General features: G+C 67.6%; 26 protein-coding genes. 19 read left to right on the top strand and 7 right to left on the bottom strand.

The window, feature by feature from the left end; genetic code table 11:
• Nucleotides 1-72: 72 nt before the first annotated feature.
• The 4 genes from AC6CHX_RS03270 to ffh all read left to right on the top strand — a co-directional run bounded on the left by AC6CHX_RS03270 (nucleotide 73) and on the right by ffh (nucleotide 3436).
• Nucleotides 73-660: a TetR/AcrR family transcriptional regulator gene (locus tag AC6CHX_RS03270; protein WP_498271611.1), complete on the top strand. Its 588-nt coding sequence runs from the start codon at nucleotides 73-75 to the stop codon at nucleotides 658-660.
• Nucleotides 661-724: 64 nt separating this feature from the next.
• Nucleotides 725-1360: a hypothetical protein gene (locus tag AC6CHX_RS03265; protein WP_498271610.1), complete on the top strand. Its 636-nt coding sequence runs from the start codon at nucleotides 725-727 to the stop codon at nucleotides 1358-1360.
• Entirely contained in the window at nucleotides 1357-1863 is a 507-nt protein-coding gene (locus AC6CHX_RS03260; RefSeq protein ID WP_498271609.1) for an RNA polymerase sigma factor, read from the top strand. Before AC6CHX_RS03265 ends, AC6CHX_RS03260 begins: the two co-directional genes overlap by 4 nt.
• A gap of 13 nt (nucleotides 1864-1876) precedes the next feature.
• Nucleotides 1877-3436 (top strand): signal recognition particle protein, encoded by a 1560-nt coding sequence (gene ffh / locus AC6CHX_RS03255; protein ID WP_136043817.1) that lies wholly within the window; start codon nucleotides 1877-1879, stop codon nucleotides 3434-3436.
• Nucleotides 3437-3442: 6 nt separating this feature from the next.
• On the opposite strand, the gene AC6CHX_RS03250 is transcribed toward ffh, so the two are convergent.
• Complete coding sequence (locus tag AC6CHX_RS03250; RefSeq protein WP_498271608.1) at nucleotides 3443-4357, bottom strand: EamA family transporter; 915 nt, start codon at nucleotides 4355-4357, stop codon at nucleotides 3443-3445.
• Nucleotides 4358-4435: 78 nt separating this feature from the next.
• Between AC6CHX_RS03250 and AC6CHX_RS03245 the strand changes: the two genes are divergently transcribed.
• A complete protein-coding gene (locus AC6CHX_RS03245; protein WP_498271607.1) occupies nucleotides 4436-5362 on the top strand; it encodes a LysR family transcriptional regulator in 927 nt (308 codons plus the stop codon).
• A gap of 7 nt (nucleotides 5363-5369) precedes the next feature.
• On the opposite strand, the gene glpK is transcribed toward AC6CHX_RS03245, so the two are convergent.
• The 3 genes from glpK to AC6CHX_RS03230 form a co-directional block, all read right to left on the bottom strand.
• On the bottom strand, nucleotides 5370-6884 hold the full coding sequence (gene glpK / locus AC6CHX_RS03240; protein ID WP_136043820.1) for a glycerol kinase GlpK: 1515 nt from the start codon (nucleotides 6882-6884) through the stop codon (nucleotides 5370-5372).
• A gap of 38 nt (nucleotides 6885-6922) precedes the next feature.
• The gene (locus tag AC6CHX_RS03235; protein WP_498271606.1) at nucleotides 6923-7678 is read right to left on the bottom strand and encodes an MIP/aquaporin family protein; all 756 of its coding nucleotides are present in this window, start codon (nucleotides 7676-7678) and stop codon (nucleotides 6923-6925) included.
• A gap of 93 nt (nucleotides 7679-7771) precedes the next feature.
• On the bottom strand, nucleotides 7772-9481 hold the full coding sequence (locus AC6CHX_RS03230; RefSeq protein ID WP_498271605.1) for a glycerol-3-phosphate dehydrogenase/oxidase: 1710 nt from the start codon (nucleotides 9479-9481) through the stop codon (nucleotides 7772-7774).
• Between the two features lie 103 nt (nucleotides 9482-9584).
• Between AC6CHX_RS03230 and AC6CHX_RS03225 the strand changes: the two genes are divergently transcribed.
• Nucleotides 9585-10556 (top strand): sugar-binding transcriptional regulator, encoded by a 972-nt coding sequence (locus AC6CHX_RS03225; RefSeq protein WP_376105594.1) that lies wholly within the window; start codon nucleotides 9585-9587, stop codon nucleotides 10554-10556.
• A gap of 24 nt (nucleotides 10557-10580) precedes the next feature.
• Here AC6CHX_RS03225 and AC6CHX_RS03220 read toward each other — a convergent pair whose 3' ends face one another.
• Entirely contained in the window at nucleotides 10581-11732 is a 1152-nt protein-coding gene (locus AC6CHX_RS03220; RefSeq protein ID WP_136043824.1) for a glutamate--cysteine ligase, read from the bottom strand.
• Nucleotides 11733-11942: 210 nt separating this feature from the next.
• Here AC6CHX_RS03220 and rpsP point away from each other — a divergent pair, with 210 nt between their 5' ends.
• Genes rpsP through trmD form a run of 4 tightly spaced genes read left to right on the top strand, consistent with a single transcriptional unit; the run spans nucleotide 11943 to nucleotide 13954 of the window.
• Entirely contained in the window at nucleotides 11943-12377 is a 435-nt protein-coding gene (gene rpsP, locus AC6CHX_RS03215; RefSeq protein WP_376105600.1) for a 30S ribosomal protein S16, read from the top strand.
• Between the two features lie 6 nt (nucleotides 12378-12383).
• Complete coding sequence (locus tag AC6CHX_RS03210; RefSeq protein WP_136043826.1) at nucleotides 12384-12614, top strand: RNA-binding protein; 231 nt, start codon at nucleotides 12384-12386, stop codon at nucleotides 12612-12614.
• A 1-nt stretch (nucleotide 12615) separates the two neighbouring features.
• Complete coding sequence (rimM, locus tag AC6CHX_RS03205; protein WP_452325654.1) at nucleotides 12616-13215, top strand: ribosome maturation factor RimM; 600 nt, start codon at nucleotides 12616-12618, stop codon at nucleotides 13213-13215.
• A 19-nt stretch (nucleotides 13216-13234) separates the two neighbouring features.
• Nucleotides 13235-13954 carry a tRNA (guanosine(37)-N1)-methyltransferase TrmD gene (trmD, locus tag AC6CHX_RS03200; RefSeq protein WP_498271604.1) on the top strand — a complete coding sequence of 240 codons (720 nt, stop codon included), beginning with the start codon at nucleotides 13235-13237 and terminating at the stop codon, nucleotides 13952-13954.
• Between the two features lie 36 nt (nucleotides 13955-13990).
• On the opposite strand, the gene AC6CHX_RS03195 is transcribed toward trmD, so the two are convergent.
• The gene (locus AC6CHX_RS03195) at nucleotides 13991-14584 is read right to left on the bottom strand and encodes a histidine phosphatase family protein (protein WP_498271603.1); all 594 of its coding nucleotides are present in this window, start codon (nucleotides 14582-14584) and stop codon (nucleotides 13991-13993) included.
• A 46-nt stretch (nucleotides 14585-14630) separates the two neighbouring features.
• Nucleotides 14631-15413 carry a type I methionyl aminopeptidase gene (gene map, locus AC6CHX_RS03190; protein WP_136043829.1) on the bottom strand — a complete coding sequence of 261 codons (783 nt, stop codon included), beginning with the start codon at nucleotides 15411-15413 and terminating at the stop codon, nucleotides 14631-14633.
• Between the two features lie 109 nt (nucleotides 15414-15522).
• Here map and AC6CHX_RS03185 point away from each other — a divergent pair, with 109 nt between their 5' ends.
• The 9 genes from AC6CHX_RS03185 (at nucleotide 15523) to AC6CHX_RS03145 (ending at nucleotide 22592) form a co-directional block, all read left to right on the top strand.
• Nucleotides 15523-16011 (top strand): MFS transporter permease, encoded by a 489-nt coding sequence (locus tag AC6CHX_RS03185; protein ID WP_452325651.1) that lies wholly within the window; start codon nucleotides 15523-15525, stop codon nucleotides 16009-16011.
• 169 nt (nucleotides 16012-16180) lie between these two features.
• Nucleotides 16181-16528 (top strand): 50S ribosomal protein L19, encoded by a 348-nt coding sequence (gene rplS, locus AC6CHX_RS03180; RefSeq protein ID WP_017830722.1) that lies wholly within the window; start codon nucleotides 16181-16183, stop codon nucleotides 16526-16528.
• A gap of 118 nt (nucleotides 16529-16646) precedes the next feature.
• Entirely contained in the window at nucleotides 16647-17369 is a 723-nt protein-coding gene (lepB, locus tag AC6CHX_RS03175; protein ID WP_498271602.1) for a signal peptidase I, read from the top strand.
• A complete protein-coding gene (gene rnhB, locus AC6CHX_RS03170; RefSeq protein WP_136043832.1) occupies nucleotides 17366-18025 on the top strand; it encodes a ribonuclease HII in 660 nt (219 codons plus the stop codon). The genes lepB and rnhB overlap by 4 nt, the downstream gene beginning before the upstream one ends.
• A 62-nt stretch (nucleotides 18026-18087) precedes the next feature.
• On the top strand, nucleotides 18088-18414 hold the full coding sequence (locus AC6CHX_RS03165; protein ID WP_017204525.1) for a DUF2469 family protein: 327 nt from the start codon (nucleotides 18088-18090) through the stop codon (nucleotides 18412-18414).
• 130 nt (nucleotides 18415-18544) lie between these two features.
• Nucleotides 18545-18907: a YraN family protein gene (locus AC6CHX_RS03160; protein ID WP_136043833.1), complete on the top strand. Its 363-nt coding sequence runs from the start codon at nucleotides 18545-18547 to the stop codon at nucleotides 18905-18907.
• Nucleotides 18904-20430 (top strand): YifB family Mg chelatase-like AAA ATPase, encoded by a 1527-nt coding sequence (locus tag AC6CHX_RS03155; RefSeq protein ID WP_498271601.1) that lies wholly within the window; start codon nucleotides 18904-18906, stop codon nucleotides 20428-20430. Before AC6CHX_RS03160 ends, AC6CHX_RS03155 begins: the two co-directional genes overlap by 4 nt.
• Nucleotides 20427-21623 carry a DNA-processing protein DprA gene (gene dprA / locus AC6CHX_RS03150; protein WP_498271600.1) on the top strand — a complete coding sequence of 399 codons (1197 nt, stop codon included), beginning with the start codon at nucleotides 20427-20429 and terminating at the stop codon, nucleotides 21621-21623. Before AC6CHX_RS03155 ends, dprA begins: the two co-directional genes overlap by 4 nt.
• Before the next feature lie 66 nt (nucleotides 21624-21689).
• Nucleotides 21690-22592, top strand: coding sequence for a tyrosine recombinase XerC (locus tag AC6CHX_RS03145; protein ID WP_498271599.1), 903 nt, complete (start codon nucleotides 21690-21692; stop codon nucleotides 22590-22592).
• The last annotated feature ends 34 nt before the right edge of the window (nucleotides 22593-22626 follow it).

Raw genomic sequence — 22626 nt, 5'->3', positions numbered from 1 at the left:
GGACTGAGGGCAACAATACTCCTCGGTTGGTCATCGAGGGGCCTTCGGGCCGCGCCGCGGTAGCGTGAGGGCATGAATTCCACCGGTAGGGCGGGGCGCCCGAAGGCGTCATCGCGAGAGACGCTCGCCGAGGCGGCGTGTGAGCTCTTCCTGGAGCGTGGGTACGACTCGACCTCGGTGGCGGACATCACCCAGCGCGCCGGAGTGAGCCGGTCGAGCTTCTTCAACTACTTCACATCGAAGAGCGACGTCCTCTGGTCCGGCGTGGACGAGCGCATCGGCGAGGCGATCCGGTCGCTCGGCGCGCTGGGGGGTGGGGCATCCGGCGATACGGTGCGCCGGATCCTGCTGCTCGTCGTGCACGGCTTCGAGCCGGACCCGCTCGCCCTCGCGCTCCGCAACGCCACGGCGATGGGATTGCAGGATGAGCTCGTGCGGGACACGGGGCTCCGCCTGGCGAGGCTGTCCGATGCCGTGGCCGCCGCGGCGCGGACTGCGGGGATCGACGTCATCCGTGCCGACATCCTCGGCGCGGCCTATGCCGCAGCGGTGTTGTCGGCCCTGCGTGTCTGGGCCGAGCAGGGTGCGGGGCGAGGAACGCCGGAGGCGGTGTTGCACGACGCGCTCCAGGTGATCAACGACCTTCCTTGGCGAGAGTGACTCCGCGGACGAAACGTCGCGAACCGGACAGGTCATGAGTGAACCCACCCCTGAGGAGGAACTCATGATGCGAGACCATCTGGACGAACTGCTGGCGTCGTCGGCCCCGGCGCCCCACGCGGCGATCGAACGGGCGGACCTGCGCGCGATGCTCGCCGAAGCGAAGACCGTCGTGCGTCCGCCACGGAAGAAGCGTCGCACCGCGGTGCTGAGCGGAGCGCTGGGGCTCCTCCTCGCCGGCGGAGCTGGTATCGCGACCGCGTCGTCGGATTGGCTCTGGAATGCGGGGCTGGAAAACCCCGACCGCAGCTACTCCTACACGTCACCCACCTGGGGCGAGTGCGAGATCCGTTACAGCGGTTGGGATACACACGACCCGCTCACGCAGTCCCAGGTCGATCGGATCATCGACGAGTGGTTCGCGAACACGGACGTCGAGGCGGCCGCAGCACCCTACGTGGCGGAGTATCTCGCCGCCGTCGAGGCGGACATGGCCGGTTCGGAGGAGGCGATCTCGGATCCGCGGTCTGCCGACCTGAATGCGTGGCGGGCGCACGATCAGGCCCTCTCCATGGCGCTCCACGAGGAGCTGAAGGCGAACGGCTTCGATACCGGACGCGGTGACCTGGAAGGCTCGGACGCGCACAGTCAGCTGCACTGCGAGGGTGAGGACTGGGGCGGCGAGGGTGGTGCGCTGTGAGCCGGCACCCGGAGGACGCGGCGCTCATCGCCGTCTTCGAGGCGAACGCGTCGGACCTGCTCGCGTACCTGTCTCGACGAGTCGGCCCTGACGACGCCGCAGACCTCCTGGGGGAGACCATGGTCGTCGCGTGGCGGCGAGTCCGCCAGCTTCCGACCGACTCGGAGCGTGCACGCATGTGGCTCTTCGGCGTCGCGCGCGGAACGCTGCTCAACCACGCACGGGGGGAGCGGAGGCGGTGGGCACTGGCTGACCGCATCCGCTCCCACACCGTGGAGGAGCTGTCAGCGGCACCGGCCGATACCGGTAGCGAGGTGCGCGACGCCATCGCTCGACTCGACCCCGACCTGTCCGAACTCGTCCGTCTGGTGCACTGGGACGGCTTCTCGCTGACGGATGCGGCGGAGCTGATGGGTATTCCTGCCTCGACGGCGCGAGGGCGCTACCAGAGGGCGAAGGCGGAACTCCGTGCCGCGCTGAGTGTGGAGGCTCCACTCGCGTAGAATCGACAGCACCATGGCTACCTTTGGCACGCTCTCCGATCGACTCACCGAGACCTTCCGCAACCTGCGCACGAAGGGAAAGCTCACTGCTGCCGACGTCGACGGCACCGTGCGCGAGATCCGTCGCGCTCTGCTCGACGCCGACGTCGCGCTCGTCGTCGTCAAGGAGTTCACCGCGAAGGTGCGCGAACGCGCCCTCGGTGACGAGGTCAACAAGGCGCTGAACCCCGCGCAGCAGGTCGTGCAGATCGTCAACGAGGAACTCGTGCAGATCCTCGGCGGCGAGCAGCGGCGTCTCCAGTTCGCGAAGACCGCGCCGACCGTCATCATGCTCGCGGGTCTGCAGGGTTCCGGTAAGACGACTTTCGCGGGCAAGCTCGCTAAGCAGCTCGAGGGGGAGGGGCACACCCCCCTCCTGGTCGCGGCCGACCTCCAGCGCCCGAACGCCGTCAACCAGCTGCAGGTGGTGGCCGAGCAGGCGGGTGCCGCGGTCTACGCGCCCGAGCCCGGCAACGGCGTCGGCGACCCCGTGAAGGTCTCGCGCGAGGGCGTCGAGTACGCGCGCCGTCAGCAGCACGACGTCGTGATCATCGACACGGCGGGTCGTCTCGGCGTCGATGCCGAGCTCATGAAGCAGGCCGCCGACATCCGCAAGGCCGTCGACCCCGATGAGGTCCTGTTCGTCATCGACGCGATGATCGGTCAGGATGCCGTCAACACGGCGAAGGCCTTCCAGGAGGGCGTCGACTTCACCGGCGTCGTCCTCTCGAAGCTCGACGGCGACGCCCGCGGTGGTGCGGCGCTGTCGGTGGCTTCGGTCACCGGCCGCCCGATCATCTTCGCTTCGACGGGTGAGCGTCTCGAAGACCTCGAACCCTTCCACCCGGACCGCATGGCGAGTCGCATCCTCGACCTCGGCGACATCCTGACCCTCATCGAGCAGGCCCAGCAGGCCTTCGACGAGGAAGAGGCCATGAAGATGGCCGAGAAGCTCGCCACCGAGGCCTTCACCCTGGAGGACTTCCTCGACCAGCTTCAGCAGATGAAGAAGATGGGCTCGATGAAGAAGATGCTCGGGATGCTCCCGGGCATGGGGCAGATGAAGCAGCAGCTCGAGGACTTCGACGAGCGCGAGATCGACCGCACCGAGGCCATCATCCGTTCGATGACCCCGGGGGAGCGTCGCAACCCCAAGGTGCTCAACGGCTCGCGTCGTCTGCGCATCGCGCGCGGTTCCGGCATGACCGTCACCGACGTCAACCAGCTCGTCCAGCGTTTCGAGCAGGCCGCGAAGATGATGAAGACGGTTGCGCGCGGTGGCACCCCGAACATTCCCGGCATGGGCGCGGTACCCGGGATGGGCCGCCCGGGAGCCTCCTCGAAGCGTGGCAAGAAGGGCAAGGCATCGAAGGGCTCCCGTTCGGGCAACCCGGCAAAGCGTGCGGCGGAGAACGCGGGGATCACCGCGACCTCGACGCCGACCGGCTCCGGCTTCGGCCTCGGCGGAGGCGCGGGTCAGGCGCCGAGCGAAGCGGACCTGGCCGAGATCCAGAAGCTGTTCGGCAAGGGCTGATCGCTCTCAGCGCGGAGCGGCCAGGGCTGCGGACGAGGTCTTCCGCGATCTCCTGGCGTCCGCGGCCGACGGCCGGGCGACGATCTGTCCGAGGACGAGCGCGCCGATCGTCAGCGCGAGGCCGATCGCCTGGATTCCGGTGAAGCGCTCGCCCGCCACCAGCACACCGAGGGTGGTCGCGACGATGGGGGAGAGCAGCGCGAGCAGGCCCGGTGCGATCACGGGGAGCTGTTGGACACCGCGGAACCACAGCGTGTAGGCGACGATCCCACCGGCTGTGCCGAGCCACAGATACCCGAGCGCGGCGCCACCATCGATCTCAGCGGGCACGCCTTCGACAGCGAGCGTGAGCGGGAGGAGCAGCAGGCCCCCGGCCGACAACTGCCATCCGGCGTACGCGACCGGACCGACCCCGGCCGGTCGTCCCCAGCGCTTGGTGAGGATCATGCCCGCTCCCGTGGCCGTGACGCCGCCGATCGCGGCCAGCACCCCCCAGAAGTCGAGCTCTGCAGCCGGCCCCAGGACGACGAGCGCCACCCCGCCCGCTCCGATGACGGAGGCCGCTGCGGTGAGGGGTCTGATCTTCTCCTGCAGGACGAGGGCACCGAGCGCCAGCACGATAAGGGGCTGAGCCCCCGCGACCGCCGCCGCGACTCCGCCGGGAAGCCGCTCGGCCGCGAGGAAGAGGAGGGGGAAGAACGCGCCGATGTTGAGCGCCCCGAGCACGAAGGACTTCCACCACCATGAGCCGTGCGGCAGGCGGCGGCTGATGAGCACGGCCAACAGGCCGGCCGGGAGGGCGCGGAGCAGTCCGGCGAAGAGCGGGTGCCCCGGCGGAAGCAGCTCCGTGGTCACGAGGTACGTCGTTCCCCACGCGATGGGGGCGAGTGCGGTCAGCAGCACGAGCACCAGGCGGTTCATGTCTCCAGCGTGCGCCGCCCTCTCGCATGAGTCCAACGCATCCTTGTCACCATATTCATGAAGTGAGATCATCGGCGAATGGAACTCCAACAGCTCCGGTACGTCGTCGAGGTGGCCGAGACGTCCAGCTTCACCCGGGCAGCCGAACGCTGCTTCGTCACGCAGTCGGCGTTGAGCCACCAGATCGCCGCTCTCGAACGTGAGCTCGGTCAGCGGCTGTTCGTGAGATCGAGTCGCAGCGTCCGGCTGAGCGAGGCAGGGGAGGCGTTCCTCGGTCACGCACGAATCGCGCTCCGGGCGGCGGAACAGGCGCGTGAGGGAGCGGCCGCGGCCGCGGGCGTGGTGACCGGCACGCTCCGGATCGGAGTCATCCCGACGGTCACCGCTGTCGACATCCCGGAGGCGCTGGTCGCATACCGTGCCGCGCACCCGCTCGCACGAGTGGAGCTGCAGGTGGGGAACAGCGACGTGCTGATTGCGCACCTCCGTCATGGTGAGCTCGATGTCGCCCTGCTCGGCCTGCGTGAAGGGGTGGAGCCGAGCGGAGTGGCATCGCGCGTCCTCTCGCGGGACCGGCTGGTGGCGGCGTTTCCGCGTGGAGACGAGCGGTCGGAGAGGGACGTCGTGGCTCTCCACGATCTCGCCGGTGCGACCTTCGCCGATTTCCCGGCAGGCACATCGGGGCGCGCGCAGAGTGATGCCGCCTTCGCCGCCGCTGGACTGACGCGGGATGTCGCCTTCGAGGCGGACTCCGCGACCCTTCTCCTCGGCCTGGTCGCCGCCGGTCTGGCGGTGACTCTGCTCGCGCCGGGGACGATCGCACGGTCAGCGGCGGATGTGGCGACCGCGGAGGTCCGTGACGGCCCCGTACGCGTGGAGTACCTGGCATGGGACGGCGCGGCACCGCGGAATGTGGCGAGAGCCTTCCTCGCCGTCATCGACCACTTCGTTCCCGGGAACGCGAAAGCGGGCCCGGAGAAGAACTCCGGACCCGCTTCCGACTGACGTCAGATCACTTGACGTCGTCGTCGACCCAGTCCATCGACTTGGTGACGGCCTTGCGCCACAGGCGCAGCTGGCGGTCGCGCTCATCCCCGTCCATCGACGGCTCCCAGCGCTTGTCCTCCTGCCAGTTCGCGGACAGGTCGTCCAGACCGTTCCAGAATCCGACAGCGAGACCGGCCGCGTAGGCAGCACCGAGCGCCGTGGTCTCCGCGACGACCGGACGTACGACCGGAACCCCGAGGACGTCGGCCTGGAACTGCATGAGCGCGTCGTTCGCGACCATGCCGCCATCGACCTTGAGCTCGGTCAGATCCACTCCGGCGTCGGCGTTGACCGCATCGAGCACGTCACGGGTCTGGAAGGCCACGGCCTCCAGCGCGGCGCGCGCGATGTGGTTCTTGTTCGCGTATCGGGTGAGGCCGACGATCGCGCCACGGGCGTCGGAGCGCCAGTACGGTGCGAACAGACCGGAGAACGCGGGGACGATGTACACGCCGCCGTTGTCGTCGACCTGCTCGGCCAGCTTCTCCACCTCGGGAGCCGAGGAGATGATGCCGAGCTGGTCACGCAGCCACTGGATGAGCGATCCGGTGACGGCGATCGATCCCTCCAGCGCGTAATGCGTGGGCTGGTCGCCGAGCTTGTAGCCGACGGTGGTCAGCAGCCCGTTCTTCGAGTGGACGATCTCCTCGCCCGTGTTGAAGATCAGGAAGCAGCCCGTGCCGTAGGTGTTCTTGCTCTCGCCGGTCTGGAACGCTGCCTGTCCGAACGTCGCCGCCTGCTGGTCACCCAGGATTCCGGCGATCGGCGTCTCGCGCAGCAGTGACGAACTCTCGGCGGTGCCGTACACCTCGGAGGAGGAGCGGATCTCCGGCATCATCGAGCGAGGCACGCCGAACGCCTCGAGGATGTCGTCGCGCCACTCGAGCGTCTCGAGGTCCATGAACATCGTTCGCGAGGCGTTGGTGACGTCCGTGACGTGCACTCCGCCGTCGACGCCACCGGTGAGGTTCCAGAGCACCCAGCTGTCGGTGGTGCCGAAGATCAGGTCGCCCGCCTCCGCTTTCTCGCGCGCACCTTCGACGTTCTCGAGGATCCACGCGATCTTGGTGCCCGAGAAATACGTCGCCAGCGGCAGGCCCACGACCGGCTTGAACCGCTCGACGCCGCCGTCGGCTGCCAGGCGGTCGACGATGTCCTGAGTGCGGGTGTCCTGCCAGACGATCGCATTGTATGCCGGCTTGCCGGTCTTCTTGTCCCACACGACAGCCGTCTCGCGCTGGTTCGTGATGCCGACGGCGGCGATGTCATGGCGGGTCAGATCGGCGCGACCGAGGGCCAGACCGATGACCTCCTGCACGTTGCGCCAGATCTCGGCAGCGTCGTGCTCGACCCAACCGGCCTTCGGAAGGATCTGTTCGTGCTCCTTCTGGCCGGTCGCGACGATGCTGCCCTTCTTGTCGAAGATGATCGCTCGGCTCGACGTCGTTCCCTGGTCGATGGCGATGATGTAGTCAGCCACTTGTGCTCTCCTTTGAATTCAGTGCGATGAGATGTGCGTCAGGCGGCGAGGCCGAGCAGCACGGGTGCGGCGAGGGCGGCGATCACACCACCGATGAGGGGACCGACGACGGGAACCCACGAGTAGGACCAGTCGCTGGCGCCCTTGCCCTTGATCGGGAGGATCGCGTGAGCGATGCGCGGACCGAGGTCACGGGCGGGGTTGATGGCGTAGCCGGTCGGTCCACCGAGCGAGGCGCCGATGCCGACCACGAGCAGAGCCACCGGGAGCGCCGTGAGCGGGCCGAGGCCCCCGGGAACGCCGATCTCGATGTCGCCGTAGTCCGCGAACGCGAAGATGCCGAAGACCAGCACGAACGTGCCGATGATCTCGGTCACGAGGTTCCATCCGTAGGAGCGGATGGCGGGACCGGTGGAGAAGACGCCGAGCTTGTTGGCGGCATCCGGCTCCTCATCGAAGTGCTGCTTGTAGGCGAGCCAGACGATGATCGCACCGAGGATCGCACCGACGAGTTCGGCAGCCGTCGCGGTGAGGAACATCACGAAGCTGATCTTGCCGGCCACCAGGAGGCCGATGCCGACGGCGGGGTTGAGGATCGCACCGGAGTACGCGGAGACGAGCACACCGGCGAAGACCGCGAGGCCCCATCCCCAGTTGACCATCAGGAAGCCGCCGCCGAAGCCCTTGTTCTTCGCAAGAGCCACGTTGGCGACGACACCACATCCGAGGATGATCAGCATCGCCGTGCCGACCAGCTCCGAGAGGAAATAGAGACCGAGATTCACATCAGCCATGTCTTCTTTGACCTTTCTTGTGTGTCGAGGCCCCTCTGCCCCGACACGTTATGAGGGATTGCACCGCGAGGAGGGCGGCAGTTCGAAGTCCTGTCAGCCGCGGGTGCGGGAGCGGATATCGAGTCCGTGTCGTTCGTTCAGCAACTGGCGGGTCTGGTCGAGTTCGGCGTCGTGGCGCGCGCGATCCCAGCCGAGCATCGGTGCGAGCGCGTCGGCGATCTCATCGAGCACCTCGGCGTCCGCGTTGCCGGTGAAGGCGATGCTGGTGCGGCGGAGCACGATGTCCTCGAGGCGCGCCACCATCTCGTTCTGCACCATCCACTCGAGCTCGCGCGTGGAGAGGTCGCCGCCGGCGAGGGACGCGTCCGGTCCCTGCTCGACGTACGCCCACACATCTGCCGCGCGGGTTCCGTATCGGGCCAGCAGCTGGTCTGCCCGCGCTCCGGCGCCCGGGAGGTTCTCCTGGATCCAGATCCGGCGTGCCTTCTCGGTGCGCGGGAACTCACGGCCGCCGCCGATCGCTCGTCCGGTCGTCGAGACGGTCCTGGTGCGACCGATGAGGCCGAGCACGACGTCGGAGAGCGATTCGCCGAGCGCGCGGAACGTCGTCCATTTGCCGCCGACGAGGCTGACCAGGGGGACGGCACCCTTCTCGTCGACCTCGATGCGGTAATCGCGGGACACGAAACCGGGGGCGGTGTCCTCGTGGCGCGGCAGCGGGCGGATTCCGGAGAACTTGTAGACGATCTGATCGCGGGTGACCGGGATCGTCGGGAACACGTGGTGGATCAGGTCGAAGAAGTAGTCGACCTCCTCCTCGGTGCACACCGGGACCTCGCGCGGGTCGGCGTCGATGTCGGTGGTGCCGACGAGGACGCGTCCCTTGAGCGGGTAGATGAGGACGATGCGGCCGTCGGAGTGCTCGAAGAAGATCTCCCTGCCTTGCGTCGCCTCGAGCAGCTCGGGGTGGTCGAGCACGATGTGCGAGCCCTTGGTGCCGCCCATGAAGCGGGTGTCCTCGCCGAGCGCGTCGTTCGTGAGATCCGTCCAGGGGCCGGAGGCGTTCACGACCACATCCGCGTGAACGCGGAATTCGGTGCCGCTCTCCCTATCCCGGAGGACGACCTCGTCACCGTCGCGTGCGATCGCTTCGACGTAGTTGAGCGCATGCGCTTCGGGGTGAGCGGCGCGACCGTCCTGGAGCACGTCCAGCGCGAGGCGCTCCGGGTCGTGCATCGAGGCGTCGTAGTAGGTCGCGGTGTACTTGATGTGCGGGTCGAGCGAGGGCAACTCGGCGAGCGACTTCTTCCGACCGAGGAAGCGGTGTCGGGGAACCATGCCGCCGTCGCGCGAGAACGTGTCGTAGATCGTCAGGCCGACCTTGATGAGGAAGGCGCCGCGCTCCTGCGGTTTGCCGCTCTTGTGCGTCAGGAATCGCAGGGGAGCGGAGAGGATGCCGGAGAAGGTGGAGTAGATCGGGATGGTCGTCTGCAGCGGCTTCACGTAGTGAGGGGCGATCTTGAGCAGTCCGTTGCGCTCCTCGACGGACTCCCGCACGAGTCGGAACTCGCCGTTCTCGAGATAGCGGATACCACCGTGGATCATGTGGCTCGATGCCGCGGATGCGCCGGAGGCGAAGTCGCCGCGCTCGACGAGCACCACATCGACGCCCTGCAGTGCCAGGTCGCGGAATGTGGAGATGCCGTTGATACCGCCACCGATGACGAGCACGCCGGTGCGTCCGGATTCGCGGACGGCGCGAACCTCTGCGCGCTCCGCTGACGAGTGTGTGGAATCGATCATCGTCGACCCTCTCTTCCTTACTTGCCAACCAGCATCGACCTGTGTGGCATCCCGCGCAAGCTCACTGCACATATGTGCAAGGATCGAGGTCGAGGAGGTCACGATGGTCGGTCAGAGCGCGGAAACCCGCGACAGCAAGCTGATCGCGGCGCTCACAGCCGCGCAGCTCTACTACATGCAGGACAAGACGATGGAGGTGATCGCGCAGGAGCTCGGCACATCCCGCTCCTCGGTCTCCCGCCTCCTGAGCTTCGCACGGGAGAGCGGTCTGGTCGATATCCGCATCAACTCGCCGCTGGAGCGGCTGGGCATGCTCGAGCAGCGCATCCGCGATCGGCACCGGGTCGCGGCACACGTCGTGCCGATGCCCGAGATCCTCAGCGAGGTGGAACGTCTCGAGCGCGTCGCGCTCACAGCCGGCCGTCTGCTGTCGCAGTTCGTCGACTCCAACATGATCATCGGTGTGGCGTGGGGATCGACGATCAGCGCCGTCAGCCGTGGCCTCACGCAGAAGGAGACGCACAACACGACGTTCGTGCAGCTCAACGGGGCGGGCAACACCCAGACCACCGGTGTGGAGTACTCGAGCGACATCCTGCAGCGATTCGGCAGTGCCTTCGGCGCGCAGGTGCAGCAGTTCCCCGTGCCCGCGTTCTTCGACGACCCGGCGACCCGCGAGGCGATGTGGCGCGAGCGCAGCACCCGCCGCGTTCTCGACCTGCAGGCGAAGATGGACGTGGCCGTCTTCAGCCTCGGTTCCCCCGCTGCCGAGGTCCCGAGCCGCGTGTACGTCGGCGGCTATCTCGGACGCGACGATTACCGCAGCCTGCGCGAGGACCACGCGATCGGCGACGTCGCCACCGTGTTCTTCCGTTCCGACGGGTCGTGGCGGGACATCCGCGTCAACGCCAGGGCGACCGGTCCCGGGCTCGATCGCCTGCGCCGTGTCCCGCGACGGATCTGCGTCGTGTCGGGTATCCCGAAGCTGGTGAGCCTGCGGGCCGCACTCTCGGCGGGTCTCATCACCGACGTCGTCCTGGACGAGGGACTCGCGCGGCGTCTCGTCGACGATTGACCCGCAGCCCCCGACGTCTTCGGGCTAGTCGCCCTCCGTCGAGGACTCCGGCCCGGAGCGGAACTCGCGGATGAGGTGCTGCACGACGGCGGTGAGATCCCCGGCCGTCGCGTTGGCGATGACGAGCTGGCGCTCGTAGCTTGCCCCGTTCTCGAGAGTGAGGGCGTTGCTGCCGAACTCCCGGACACAGCCGAGCTCCACCGCGACGGGGGCCAGCTCATCGAGGACTTCGGCGAGATGCTCACGCACCGGACGCTGCGTTCCGGCGGCATCGACGATCACGCGTGCATCGAGTCCGTATCGCGCCGCTCGCCACTTGTTCTCCCGATGGAACCAGGCGGGAAGCTCCGGGAGGGTCCGACCTTCGTCGAGCTGACGCGAGAAGTGTTCGACGAGCACCTGCACGAGCGCCGCGACCGATGCCAGCTCCGGCAGCGTCGAGAGACCGTCGCAGGCGCGCACTTCGATGGTTCCCCAGCGCGGAGCGGGACGGATGTCCCAGCGCACCTCTGTGGCGTCGGCCATCACGCCGGTGCGGACCATGTCATCGAGGTAGGACTCGTATTGGGACCAGTCGCGCAACGGCCAGGGGAGCCCGGCCGTCGGAAGCTGCTGGAACACCAGGGCGCGGTTCGAGGCGTACCCGGTGCGCTCGCCGGCCCAGAACGGGCTCGATGCCGACAGAGCCTGCAGGTGGGGGAGGTATGCCGAGAGCGCGTTGATGATGGGGAAGACCTTGCGGTGGTCCTCCACGCCGATGTGCACGTGGATTCCCCAGATCATCATGTTGCGACCCCACCACTGGGTGCGCTCGATCAGTGTGTGGTACCGGGACTTGTCGGTGATCTCCTGGTCGAACCATTGCGCGAACGGATGGCTGCCCGCCGACAGCAGCTCGATCCCCGCCGGATCCGTCGCGGTGCGCACGGCCGTGATGGCGTTCGCGATGTCATCCACCGCGTGCGCCACCGAATCGCCGATGCCGCTGGTCACCTCGATCGTGTTCGTCAGCAGCTCGCCGGTGACGGTGTGGCGCTCGTCCTCACTCTGCGCTTCGAGCGCGGCGAGCAGTTCCGGGGCGCGTCCGACGAGGTCACCGCTCGCGGGATCCGCGAGCATGATCTCCCATTCGAGGCCGACGGTGGAACGGGCGGAAGAGGCGAACTCGAGCTTCACCCGCACAGTCTGACATGCGGGCGGGGCGACACGACAACGGCGGTTTCGCCACGTTTCGCGCCGGGCGCGAGGATCTGGCAGAATAGAGGGTCGGACCACCTGCTCGACCCTCTATCCAGCAGGTGTCCACACTCATTTGAGCTTCCGCCGGGTGTGCACCCCACTCTCCAGGCGATCAGTTCGTTTCCTTCCACACAATTCAGGAGAATCGTGGCTGTCAAGATTCGTCTCAAGCGCCTGGGCAAGATCCGTGCGCCGTACTACCGCATCGTCGTCGCCGACTCGAAGACCAAGCGCGATGGTCGCGTGATCGAGGAGATCGGCAAGTACCACCCCACCGAGGAGCCCTCGTTCATCGAGGTCGACTCCGAGCGTGCGCAGTACTGGCTCTCCGTCGGCGCGCAGCCGACCGAGCAGGTCGCCGCCATCCTCAAGATCACCGGTGACTGGGGCAAGTTCAAGGGCGACAAGGACGCGAAGTCCACGCTCAAGGTCGCCGAGCCGAAGGTCCCCTTCGAGATCGACGCATCCAAGAAGTCCGTCGTGAAGCCCAAGGCCGAGAAGAAGGTGGAGGCCCCCGCTGAGGAGGCTCCCGCCGCGGCCGACGCGGAGGCCGCTGAGGCTCCCGCCGCCGACGCAGAGTAATCCGCCGTGCTCGCCGCCGCGCTCGAACACATCGTCAAGGGGATCGTCGATCACCCGGAAGATGTCCGCATCAGTGAATCCACGTCGCCGCGAGGCGACCTCCTCGAGGTGCGCGTGCACCCCGATGACCGTGGACGCGTGATCGGGCGCGGCGGCCGCACAGCCAAGGCCCTTCGCACCCTCGTCAGCGCTCTCGCTGACGGGCGTCGGGTCCGCGTCGACGTCGCGGACGACTGACGTGGTGCCGAAGGACCGCAACCAGGGCAAGAATCAGCTGCGCGTCGGGCGTCTCGTGAAGGCGCACGGCCTCAAGGGCGGGCTCAAGCTCGAGCTGTACACCGACAATCCCGCGGGTCGTTTCACCCCCGGTGCCGGCTTCACGGTGCAGGTGCCCGAGGCATCGCCGTGGCATGGCAAGGACATCACCGTTCGCGAGTATCGCTTGATGAACGGAAATCCGGTCGTCTTCTTCCAAGACGTCGATGACCGCGAAGCCGCCGAGAGTCTCGTCAAGGCGATCCTCTGGATCGATCAGGATGTCGACGAGGTCGAGGACGACGCGTGGTTCGATCACCAGCTGGTCGGTCTCGATGTCGTCCGTGACGACGCGGTCATCGGTCGCGTCATCCGCGTCGAGCACTTCCCGGCGCAGGATCTGCTCATCGTGAAGTCCGGCGAGCAGGAGGTGATGGTGCCCTTCGTGGCCGCTATCGTCCCCACCGTCGACGTCCCCGGCGGGCGCGTGATCGTCACGCCGCCGCCCGGACTCTTCGAAGAACTCCCTGACGCCGCGGATGTCGAGCAGCCGTCGGGCTCGGACGCCGAAGCGCCTGAGTGACCGCTGATACGGTTCCCCCGTGCGCATCGACGTCCTCTCCATCTTCCCGTCCTACTTCGACGCGCTGACGCTCTCCCTCCTGGGGAAGGCACAGGCCGCCGGCATCATCGACCTTCGCGTCCATGATCTCCGTGCCTGGACGTCCGATCGCCACAACACCGTCGATGACACCCCGTACGGCGGCGGCGCCGGCATGGTCATGAAGCCGGACCCCTGGGGCCTCGCCCTCGACGATGTCGCCCGCCCTTCCGAGTCGTCCGGTGCCGAGCGGCCGACCATCATCTTCCCTTCGCCCGCCGGCGAGGTCTTCACGCAGAAGACGGCGCGTGCGCTGGCGACCCGCGAGCACCTCGTCTTCGGGTGCGGACGGTATGAGGGCATCGACGAACGCGTGTTCGAGTACGCCGCCGAGCTCGGCGAGGTGCGCCTCATCAGCCTCGGGGACTACGTCCTCAACGGGGGAGAGGTCGCCACGATGGCGATGATCGAGGCCATCGGGAGGCTCATCCCGGGCGTCGTCGGCAACCCGGAGAGCCTCGTCGAGGAATCACATGAGGACGGACTTCTCGAGTACCCGTCGTACACGAAGCCCGCTTCGTGGCGCGACCGTCCGGTGCCGGACGTCCTGCTCAGCGGAAACCACGGGGCGATCGCCGCGTGGCGCCGTGAGCAGCAGATCGAACGCACCAGGGCGCGTCGCCCTGATCTGCTCCCGGGCGACGAGACCTCCCGGTCCTGACCGAGGTCGGGATCGGTACGAGATCCGGCGCACGCGTCAGAGCATCCGCTCCGAGGTGCCGTCGATCTCGAACACCACTCCGTGCGGATGCCGGAGACCGAGTGCGTTGGACGCATCGAGTCCGCGGAGCTCGGCGCGCAGCATCCGCCCGATCATCTCGTGGCTCACGACCAGCGGTGTCCCCTCGGACGCCCATCCGCAGCTGCTGAGGGCCTTTCGCGCCCGGGACCTGGCCTGCGCATAGCTCTCACCGCCGGGGAACGCCCAGCCGTAGCGATTGGCGGCGCGCTCCTCTCTGGCCGTGGGATACTCCGCGTCGATCTCGTCCCAGGTCATCCCGGCCAGTGCGCCATGGTCGAGATCGGCGAGCTCCGGCACCTCGATCACCTCGGCTCCGAGCCGGTCGGCGATGATGACGGCGGTGCGCAGCGCCCTGCCGAGCGGACTGGAGCACACGGTGAGCACGCCGACATGACCGATACGGTCGGCGATCGCATGGGCTTGGGCGATGCCCTCGTCGGTGAGGGGGGAGTCGAGCTGCCCCTGCAGCCGGTGTTCGACGTTCCAGACCGTCTGCCCATGCCGAGCGAGGAGGAGACGCTCCGGCACGTGACGGTCCTGCGGAATCATGGACTCAGAATGGCATAAGCCGTCACGTTTCGGCTCGTGGCAGCGGTCAGTCGACGCCGAGGAAGGACCGGTCGGTCAGGATGATCGGGCCGTCCTCCGTGATCGCGATGGTGTGCTCCGAGTGGGCACCGCGGGAACCGTCGGCGCTGCGCAGAGTCCATCCGTCGGGGTCGGTGACCAGCTCATCGGTCGTGGCGAGGAACCAGGGCTCGAGTGCGAGCACCAGTCCCGCCCTCAGGGGAAAGCCTCGGCCGGCGCGGCCGTCGTTCGGTACGTGCGGGTCCCCGTGCATCGTGCGTCCGACCCCGTGACCGCCGAAGTCGGTGTTGATCGAATAGCCGTCACCGTGCGCGACGGCGGCGACAGCCGCGGAGATGTCGCCGATGCGGTTTCCGATCGTCGCGGAGTCGATCGCCGCGGTCAGCGCGCGCTCGGTCGTGTCGATGAGTCGGAGATCCTCGTCACGCGCTGCGCCGACGACGAACGACACCGCCGAGTCGGCGACCCAGCCGTCGACCGATACCGCGAAGTCGAGGGTGACGAGGTCGCCGTCGCGCAGCGTGTAGTCGTGGGGGAGGCCGTGCAGCACGGCATCGTTGACGGAAGTGCAGATCACCTTGCCGAAGGGACTCGCTCCGAACGAGGGGTGATAGTCGATGTAGCAGGACTCTGCCCCGGCCTTGCGGATCATGTCGTGTGCACGGCGATCGATCGAGAGGAGATTGGTCCCGACCTTCGTCTCGTCGCGCAGGGTCGCCAGCGTCTCGGCCACGAAACGTCCTGCGGCGCGCATCTCGTCGATCTCGGCAGGGGTGCGCAGTTCGATCATCGGGTGTCCTCTCGTCGTCTCCATTCTCCCTGATCCTGCGCGGCAGGGTGCCCGACCGCTCTCAGCGAACACCGGGCCGTGGCGGCGCATGTCGTCGTACGATCTGAGCATGTGGTTGCGACAGGCCTTCTTCCGCTGGCTCCTTCCGGCGGCCTTCCTCCTGCCGCTCTGGCTGCTGATCGGCTGGGGAGTCTTCCAGGGCGGCTGGTCCATCCTCTGGGTACTGCTCATCGCGATGCCGTCCGTCTTCGTCGGTCAGCTCCTGCTCACTCTTCTCACGCGCTCGCGCCCATCCGTTCGCATCGAACGTGCCGTGTCGTGGTGGGATGTCGTCGGCTTCACGATCTGGAACGGACTCACGATCGCCGTCGGCTTCTTCATCGACGGTGCGTTCCCGTGGTTGCTGACCGGTGCGATCGTCGCCGGCATCGCCCTGATCTGGTTGCAGCTGTGGCAGTTGTGGAACGAGGCGAAGGGGAGCGGGACCCGACTTCGCGAGACCATCACGTGGTCCACGATCCCGAGCGTCGACGAACCGGCGCCACCTACACGAGCGCACGAGGTCATCGTGGTGCGGGAGACCGATACACGCGACTGACGTCAGCGTTTTGGCCGGGCGCGGCATCCATGGCAGAATGGGTGTTTGTGCTGTGACCGGCTCTGCCACAGGGGAGCCCGCGGACGTTCACCGTTTCGTACAGCTCACTCCCTTCTTGTTCCTTTGAAAACATGCATGCGACCTGTGGCGGGTGCAGAGAGAGATGATCATGCAGATCCTCGACGCCGTCGACGCGGCTTCCCTTCGTTCGGACATCCCGGACTTCTTCCCCGGTGACACCGTCAAGGTTCACGTCAACATCACCGAGGGCAGCCGCTCTCGTATCCAGGTCTTCCAGGGCGTCGTCATCGGCCGCCAGGGCGACAGCGTGCGCGAGACCTTCACGGTCCGCAAGATCAGCTTCCAGGTGGGCGTCGAGCGCACCTTCCCGGTGCACTCCCCGGTGATCGACCACATCGAGGTCGTCACCCGCGGTGACGTGCGTCGCGCGAAGCTCTACTACCTCCGCCAGCTGCGTGGCAAGAAGGCGAAGATCAAGGAGAAGCGCGACCGCTGAGTCGCAGGTTCTCCACAGCACCCCAGGACACGATGTCCTGGGGTGCTGTGTTCTGTCCCCGGTGTGCGAACCTTGATACCGTCGCGCCAGAGCGGTGTATGACTCGAGAAGGAACCTGATGACTGATTCGCCGGCCACGCGCACTTCCAGACGACGCGGGTTCCTGGTCTTCCTTCGCGACGTGCTGGTGATCATCGTGATCGCCGCTCTCGTGTCCTTCGTGGTCAAGAGCTTCGTCGTGAGGTCTTTCTACATTCCGTCGGCGTCGATGGAGCGCACGCTTCTCGTGAAGGATCGGATTCTCGTCGACGAGCTGACCCCTCGGTGGACCGACTACGAACGCGGCGATGTCGTCGTCTTCAAGGACCCGGGCGGCTGGCTCGACCCACAGCCGCAGACGCCCGCACAGCCCCCGCTCGTGCAGGCGGTCGACTGGGTGCTGAACTTCGTGGGCATCTCGGCGACGGACTCGCAGGACCACCTCGTGAAGCGCGTGATCGGGTTGCCGGGTGATCATGTCGTGTGCTGCAACGCTCTCGGCCAGATCACGATCAACGGCGCCCCGATCGACGAACTCAGCTACCTGAATCTCCCGGAGGGCGACACCGCCGCCTCGAACGAGCCGTTCGACGTCGTCGTGCCGGAGGGCTCGGTCTGGTTGCTGGGCGACAACCGCGATCGCTCACGTGATGCGCGCGCGCATCAGGATCTTCCGAGCGGCGGCTTCGTCCCGATGGAGAACATCGTCGGGAAGGCGTTCCTGACGACGTGGCCCCTGGATCGGATGGGTCCGATCGACGGGCATCACGACACCTTCAACGGAGTTCCGGACCCCGAATGACCGTGATCACTCCGAAGCTGACCTTGGAACGCAAGCTCCTGGGGGAGTGCGGCGTGATCATCGCGCTGGATGAGGTCGGCCGAGGAGCGCTTGCCGGACCGGTCGCCGTCGGCGCGGCGTTGATGGATGCCGCAGGCGCGCGACGTCGCGTGCCGGAAGGTCTGCGCGACTCCAAGCTCGTGACGGAGAAGCGTCGCCCCGAGGTCGCCGCTCGCGCAGCAGCCTGGGTGCAGGCCTCCGCCGTCGGATGGGCGAGTGCCGAAGAAGTCGACCAGGTCGGCATCATGCGAGCCCTCGGACTCGCCGCATCGCGGGCGGTTTCGGCGATCGCTGCCCAGGGTGCGGCGATGGACGAGGCACTAATCCTGCTCGACGGCAACCACGACTACGTCTCACGGGTGCATTCGTCGCCGTTGCGCGTGCGACCGGTGATCAAGGCCGACCGCGATTGCGCCTCCGTGTCGGCAGCCTCGGTGATCGCGAAGGTCGCCCGCGACGGGTACATGGCCGAACTCCACGAGAGCCATCCTGCGTATCAGTGGAACCGCAACAAGGGCTACGCGAGCCCCGAGCACCGCGATGCCATCCGGAGCAACGGACTGTCTCCTTTCCACCGTGCATCGTGGGCCATCACCGACGCCCCGACCCTGTTCTGACGGGGCCAGCTCTGGTCGGCGATGCCGCGCCCGGTGCGCCGCGACTCTAGGATGGAGTCATCATGGATGAGGAAGCCTTCGACGACTACGACCGCGAGCTCGAGCTGGCACTGTTCCGGGAGTACCGGGATGTGGTGTCGCAGTTCCAATACGTCGTCGAGACCGAGCGCCGCTTCTACCTCGCGAACGAGGTCAACGTCGTTCGCCGCGATACCGAGCACGATTTCTACTTCGAGATCTCGATGAGCGATGTGTGGGTGTGGGACATCTACCGTGCGGACCGCTTCGTGAAGGCCGTGCGCGTGCTCACGTTCAAGGACGTGAACGTCGAGGAGCTCCAGCGTCGAGAGTTCGAGCTCCCGCAGGAACTGTCGCTCGACGGGGAGTGAGCCGCTTTGTCGAACCTCGGTCGCGGTGCTGCTCCTGCACCATGATGCGGCGTCCCTGAATAGTCCCCAGTCCAGCGCGAGTGCGTGAAGGCACCTCTCAGGCCGCGAAGGGGATCGCGATGCTGAGGGCATGGCAGCAAAAGATGACCTCGGCCGAGCGGGAGAAGAGCGCGCAGCGCAGTACCTGACGGGCAACGGTTACACCGTGCTCGACAGGAACTGGCGGTGTGCGCAGGGAGAGATCGACATCGTCGCCGCAATGGGCGATCAGCTGGCGATGATCGAGGTGAAGACGAGGCGCACAGCAGCATTCGGTCACCCGTTCGAAGCCGTCGATCGACGAAAGCGCCGCCGGCTCTGGCAGCTCGCGCAGGCGTGGGTCGCCGCACATCCCGACGTGGCTCGCGCCCGCGCCGTGCGTCTCGAGGTCATCGGGATCATCGGCCCGGACCCTTTTCTGGGCTCGCTCGAGCATCTCGTGGACATCGCATGAGCACAGCGCGAACATGGGCCGTCGCGCTCACCGGTGTAGATGGACATCTCGTCGAAGTCGAGGCCGACCTTTCGAACCAGACGCCCGAGTTCCGGATCATCGGACTACCCGACAAGTCGCTCGCCGAGGCGGTCCAGCGGGTGCACAACGCGTGCAAGAACGCCAGACTCGACCTGCCTCGTCGACGGCTCACGGTCAACCTGTCTCCGGCGAGTCTCCCCAAGCACGGAGCGGGTTTCGACCTCGGGATCGCCGTGGCAGCTCTGGCTGCTGGTGGATCGATCGAACCGCGCTCGATCGCAGCCACGGTGCATGTCGGGGAACTCGGACTCGACGGGCGGATCCGCCCCGTACCGGGTGTGCTCCCGGCCGTGTTCGCCGCCGCGCGTGCGGGGTTCGAAACGGTGATCGTTCCTCATGCCAATGAAGCGGAGGCGAGGCTGGTACCCGGGATCGACGTGCGCGCTGCCGCCTCCCTCGCCGAGGTCGCGGTGTGGCACGGGGCCGATGTCGAAACACCGGAGGTCGAGGCCGTCGACATGGCCTCGCCGGTGGTCGAGGAACCGACCGTCCTGGATCTGTCCGACGTCGTCGGACAGGAAGAGGCGATCGAAGCGCTCGTCGTCGCGGCCGCAGGTGGGCATCACATGCTCCTGAGCGGCCCTCCTGGTGCGGGAAAGACGATGCTGGCCCGACGGCTCCCCGGAATCATGCCGCCATTGGCGGAGCAGGAGGCACTCGAGGTCGCCTCGATACGCTCGCTCAGTGGCGACCTCATCCCGGCGCTCAACCGGACTCCACCGCTGGAGGCCCCGCACCACAGTGCATCCGTTGCAGCGCTGATCGGAGGCGGGTCGCGCACCGCGCGTCCGGGGGCCATCGCGCGGGCGCACTGCGGCGTGCTCTTCCTCGACGAGGCTGCGGAGTTCTCTCGTGTCGCCCTTGATGCACTGCGCCAGCCGCTCGAAGCGGGGGTCATCGAGGTGCACCGCGCGGGGTTCACGGCCCGATTTCCCGCGAAGTTCCGGCTGCTGCTCGCGATGAATCCCTGTCCGTGCGGGAATCACGGCGTACGGGGAGGCGAGTGCGTGTGTCCACCCATGGCGATCCGGCGGTACTCGACACGATTGTCCGGACCGCTCCGCGATCGGATCGACATCGACCTGCACGTCGCCCGGGTGGCTTCGTCCTACGCGACGGACGAGCGGAGGGTGAGGACCACGACTGCTCAGGCGCGGGCTCGTGTCCTCGCGGCAAGCGAGCGTGCGGCCCAGCGGTGGGAAGGCGCGCCCTGGCAGCGCAACGCCGATGTGCCGGGGACGTGGCTCCGTCAGGGGGCTCAGCGACTCTCGCCAGCGATCCGCTCGCCGCTCGATCGTGCGTTGGAACGCGGAGCACTGACGCTGCGGGGCTATGACCGCGTGCTCAGAGTCGCGTGGACCATGGCCGACCTGGGAGGGATCGACCGACCCGGATCAGACGAGATCGGCCGTGCGCTGCATCTGCGGAGAGGGCTTTCATGATGATGGACGAACTGTTGGACGACCCTGAGACCGTCGCCGCGGTCCGCCGCATCCACCCGGGCGATGCCGTCGCGGAGTGCGTGGCTCGCGCGGCATGGAGTGTCATCGCCGAGCCCGGCGATGCGGTCGCGGGCGCGCTGATCGAGGCACTGGGCGCCGGTGAGGCGCTGTCGGCAGCTCTGGGAGATGGCTCTGCGCTGATCCCCTCAGGCGCGGGGAGTGGGCAGGCGTCTCGGGCGTTGGCGGCGGCCAGGGCCCGGTGGCGCCCGCGAGCAGATCCTCGAGCGGTGCGGCAAGCCCTTCACAGCGCCCGTGATGTCGGAGCGCGGCTGGTCATCCCGGGCGATGTGCAGTGGCCGGTGAGCCTCGATGACCTCGGGCCCCATGCGCCGAGCGCGCTGTGGGTGCGCGGGCACGTCGATCTGCTCGTGAGGGAGCCGCGCGTGTCCATGGTCGGAGCGCGGGCTGCCAGCAGCTACGGCGAACATGTCGCGGCGGAACTCAGCGGAGATCTGGCGGCCTCGGGAGCGGTGATCGTCTCGGGGGGCGCGTATGGAATCGATGGTGCCGTGCACCGCGCTGCCCTCGGTGCGGGCGGAGCAACCGTGGCCTTCCTGGCCGGAGGGGTCGACCGCGCCTACCCGATCGGTCATCAGACGCTCCTGCAGCAGATTGCGGTCGAGGGCGCTGTGGTGAGCGAACCCCCGTGCGGAGCAGCCCCGACTAAATGGCGCTTCCTCGCGCGGAACCGACTGATCGCGGCGCTCGGGCAGGCGACTGTGGTGGTCGAGGCCGGGTGGCGCAGCGGTTCGTTGAACACCGCGGGGCACGCAGCCGCCCTCGGCCGCCCGCTCGGCGCGGTTCCCGGACCGGTGACATCGGCCTCATCTGCGGGGTGCCACCGGCTGCTCAGAGAGTACGACGCACAGTGCGTCACCTCGGCGCGAGAGGTGCGAGAGCTGTGGGGGCCGATCGAGCAGCCGCGCGCCGAGCGCGAAGAGCACGACCCGAATCGCACGCGAGTCCTCGACGCGATGAGTACGAGGTCTCGGCTCTCGGTCGAGGAGATCGCCCGAAGGTCGGGTCTGTCTCCGGACCGGGTGCGGTCTTGCCTCGGGCTGCTGCACCTGGAAGGCGATGTTGTACTCGATGAAAAGGGGTGGCACCGGGCGCAGTCGTCGCAGAGCACGTGAGCGACATCCGCGGAGGGCTCGGCGAGGCTCAAGAGGGGATACCCCGCACAGCGGCATGCTGAAGTCATGGATCTTTCGGTCGCCACCGAGGCGTTCGTCGACCACCTGGAGCGGGTGCGTCGGCTCTCGCCGGCGACCGTGAAGGCGTATCGGTCGGATCTCCGAGACCTCCGGACGTCGGCGGGTGGTGTCGACCTCGAGGACGTCGACCTCGAGGTGCTCAGAGACTGGCTCTGGCGTGCAACGCAGCGCGGGGATGCGAGATCGACGCTCGCCCGGCGAGCCGCTGCTGCCCGGTCGTTCTTCGGTTGGGCGCACGAGCGTGAGCTCATAGCCCATGATCCGAGCCTCCGGCTGATCGCACCGAAGAAGGGTCGTACGCTGCCGACGGTCGCGTCCAGGGACGCGATGACTGGGCTGCTCGATTCGCATCGCGCGGCGGCCGGGGCGGGGGATCCGATCGCGTTGCGCGATCACGCGATCCTCGAGCTGCTCTACGGCTCCGGCATCCGCGTCTCCGAACTGTGCGGGCTGGACGTCGACGACCTCGACCTCGACAGAGGCACAGCCCGTGTGCTCGGGAAGGGAGCCAAGGAGCGGGTCGTGCCATACGGTGCTCCGGCAAGGGACGCGCTGGAAGCGTATCTCCGTCGCGGCAGGCCCGTCCTGGTGGCCAGGGGGCGAACCTTCACACCGGCGGTGATGCTGGGGAGCCGAGGCGCCCGCATCGGACCGCGCGCGGTCTACGAGCTGGTGGCCAGGGTGCTGGCACCCGTCGTCGGTGCGGAGACGATCGGCCCGCACGCACTACGGCACACGGCCGCCACGCACCTTCTCGACGGGGGCGCCGACCTGCGAGCGGTCCAGGAGATACTGGGTCATGCCAGCCTCGGCACGACCCAGATATACACACACGTCTCGGCCGAACGCCTGACCGCTACCTATCGGCTGGCGCATCCCCGCGCCTGATGCCCCCGGCATGCTTGAACGCGGTCGGTCCTGG

The sequence above is a fragment of the Microbacterium sp. GQ128 genome, assembly GCF_059758615.1.
Note: the sequence above shows the minus strand (reverse complement) of the source record. Positions and strands in the feature narration are given on the sequence as shown.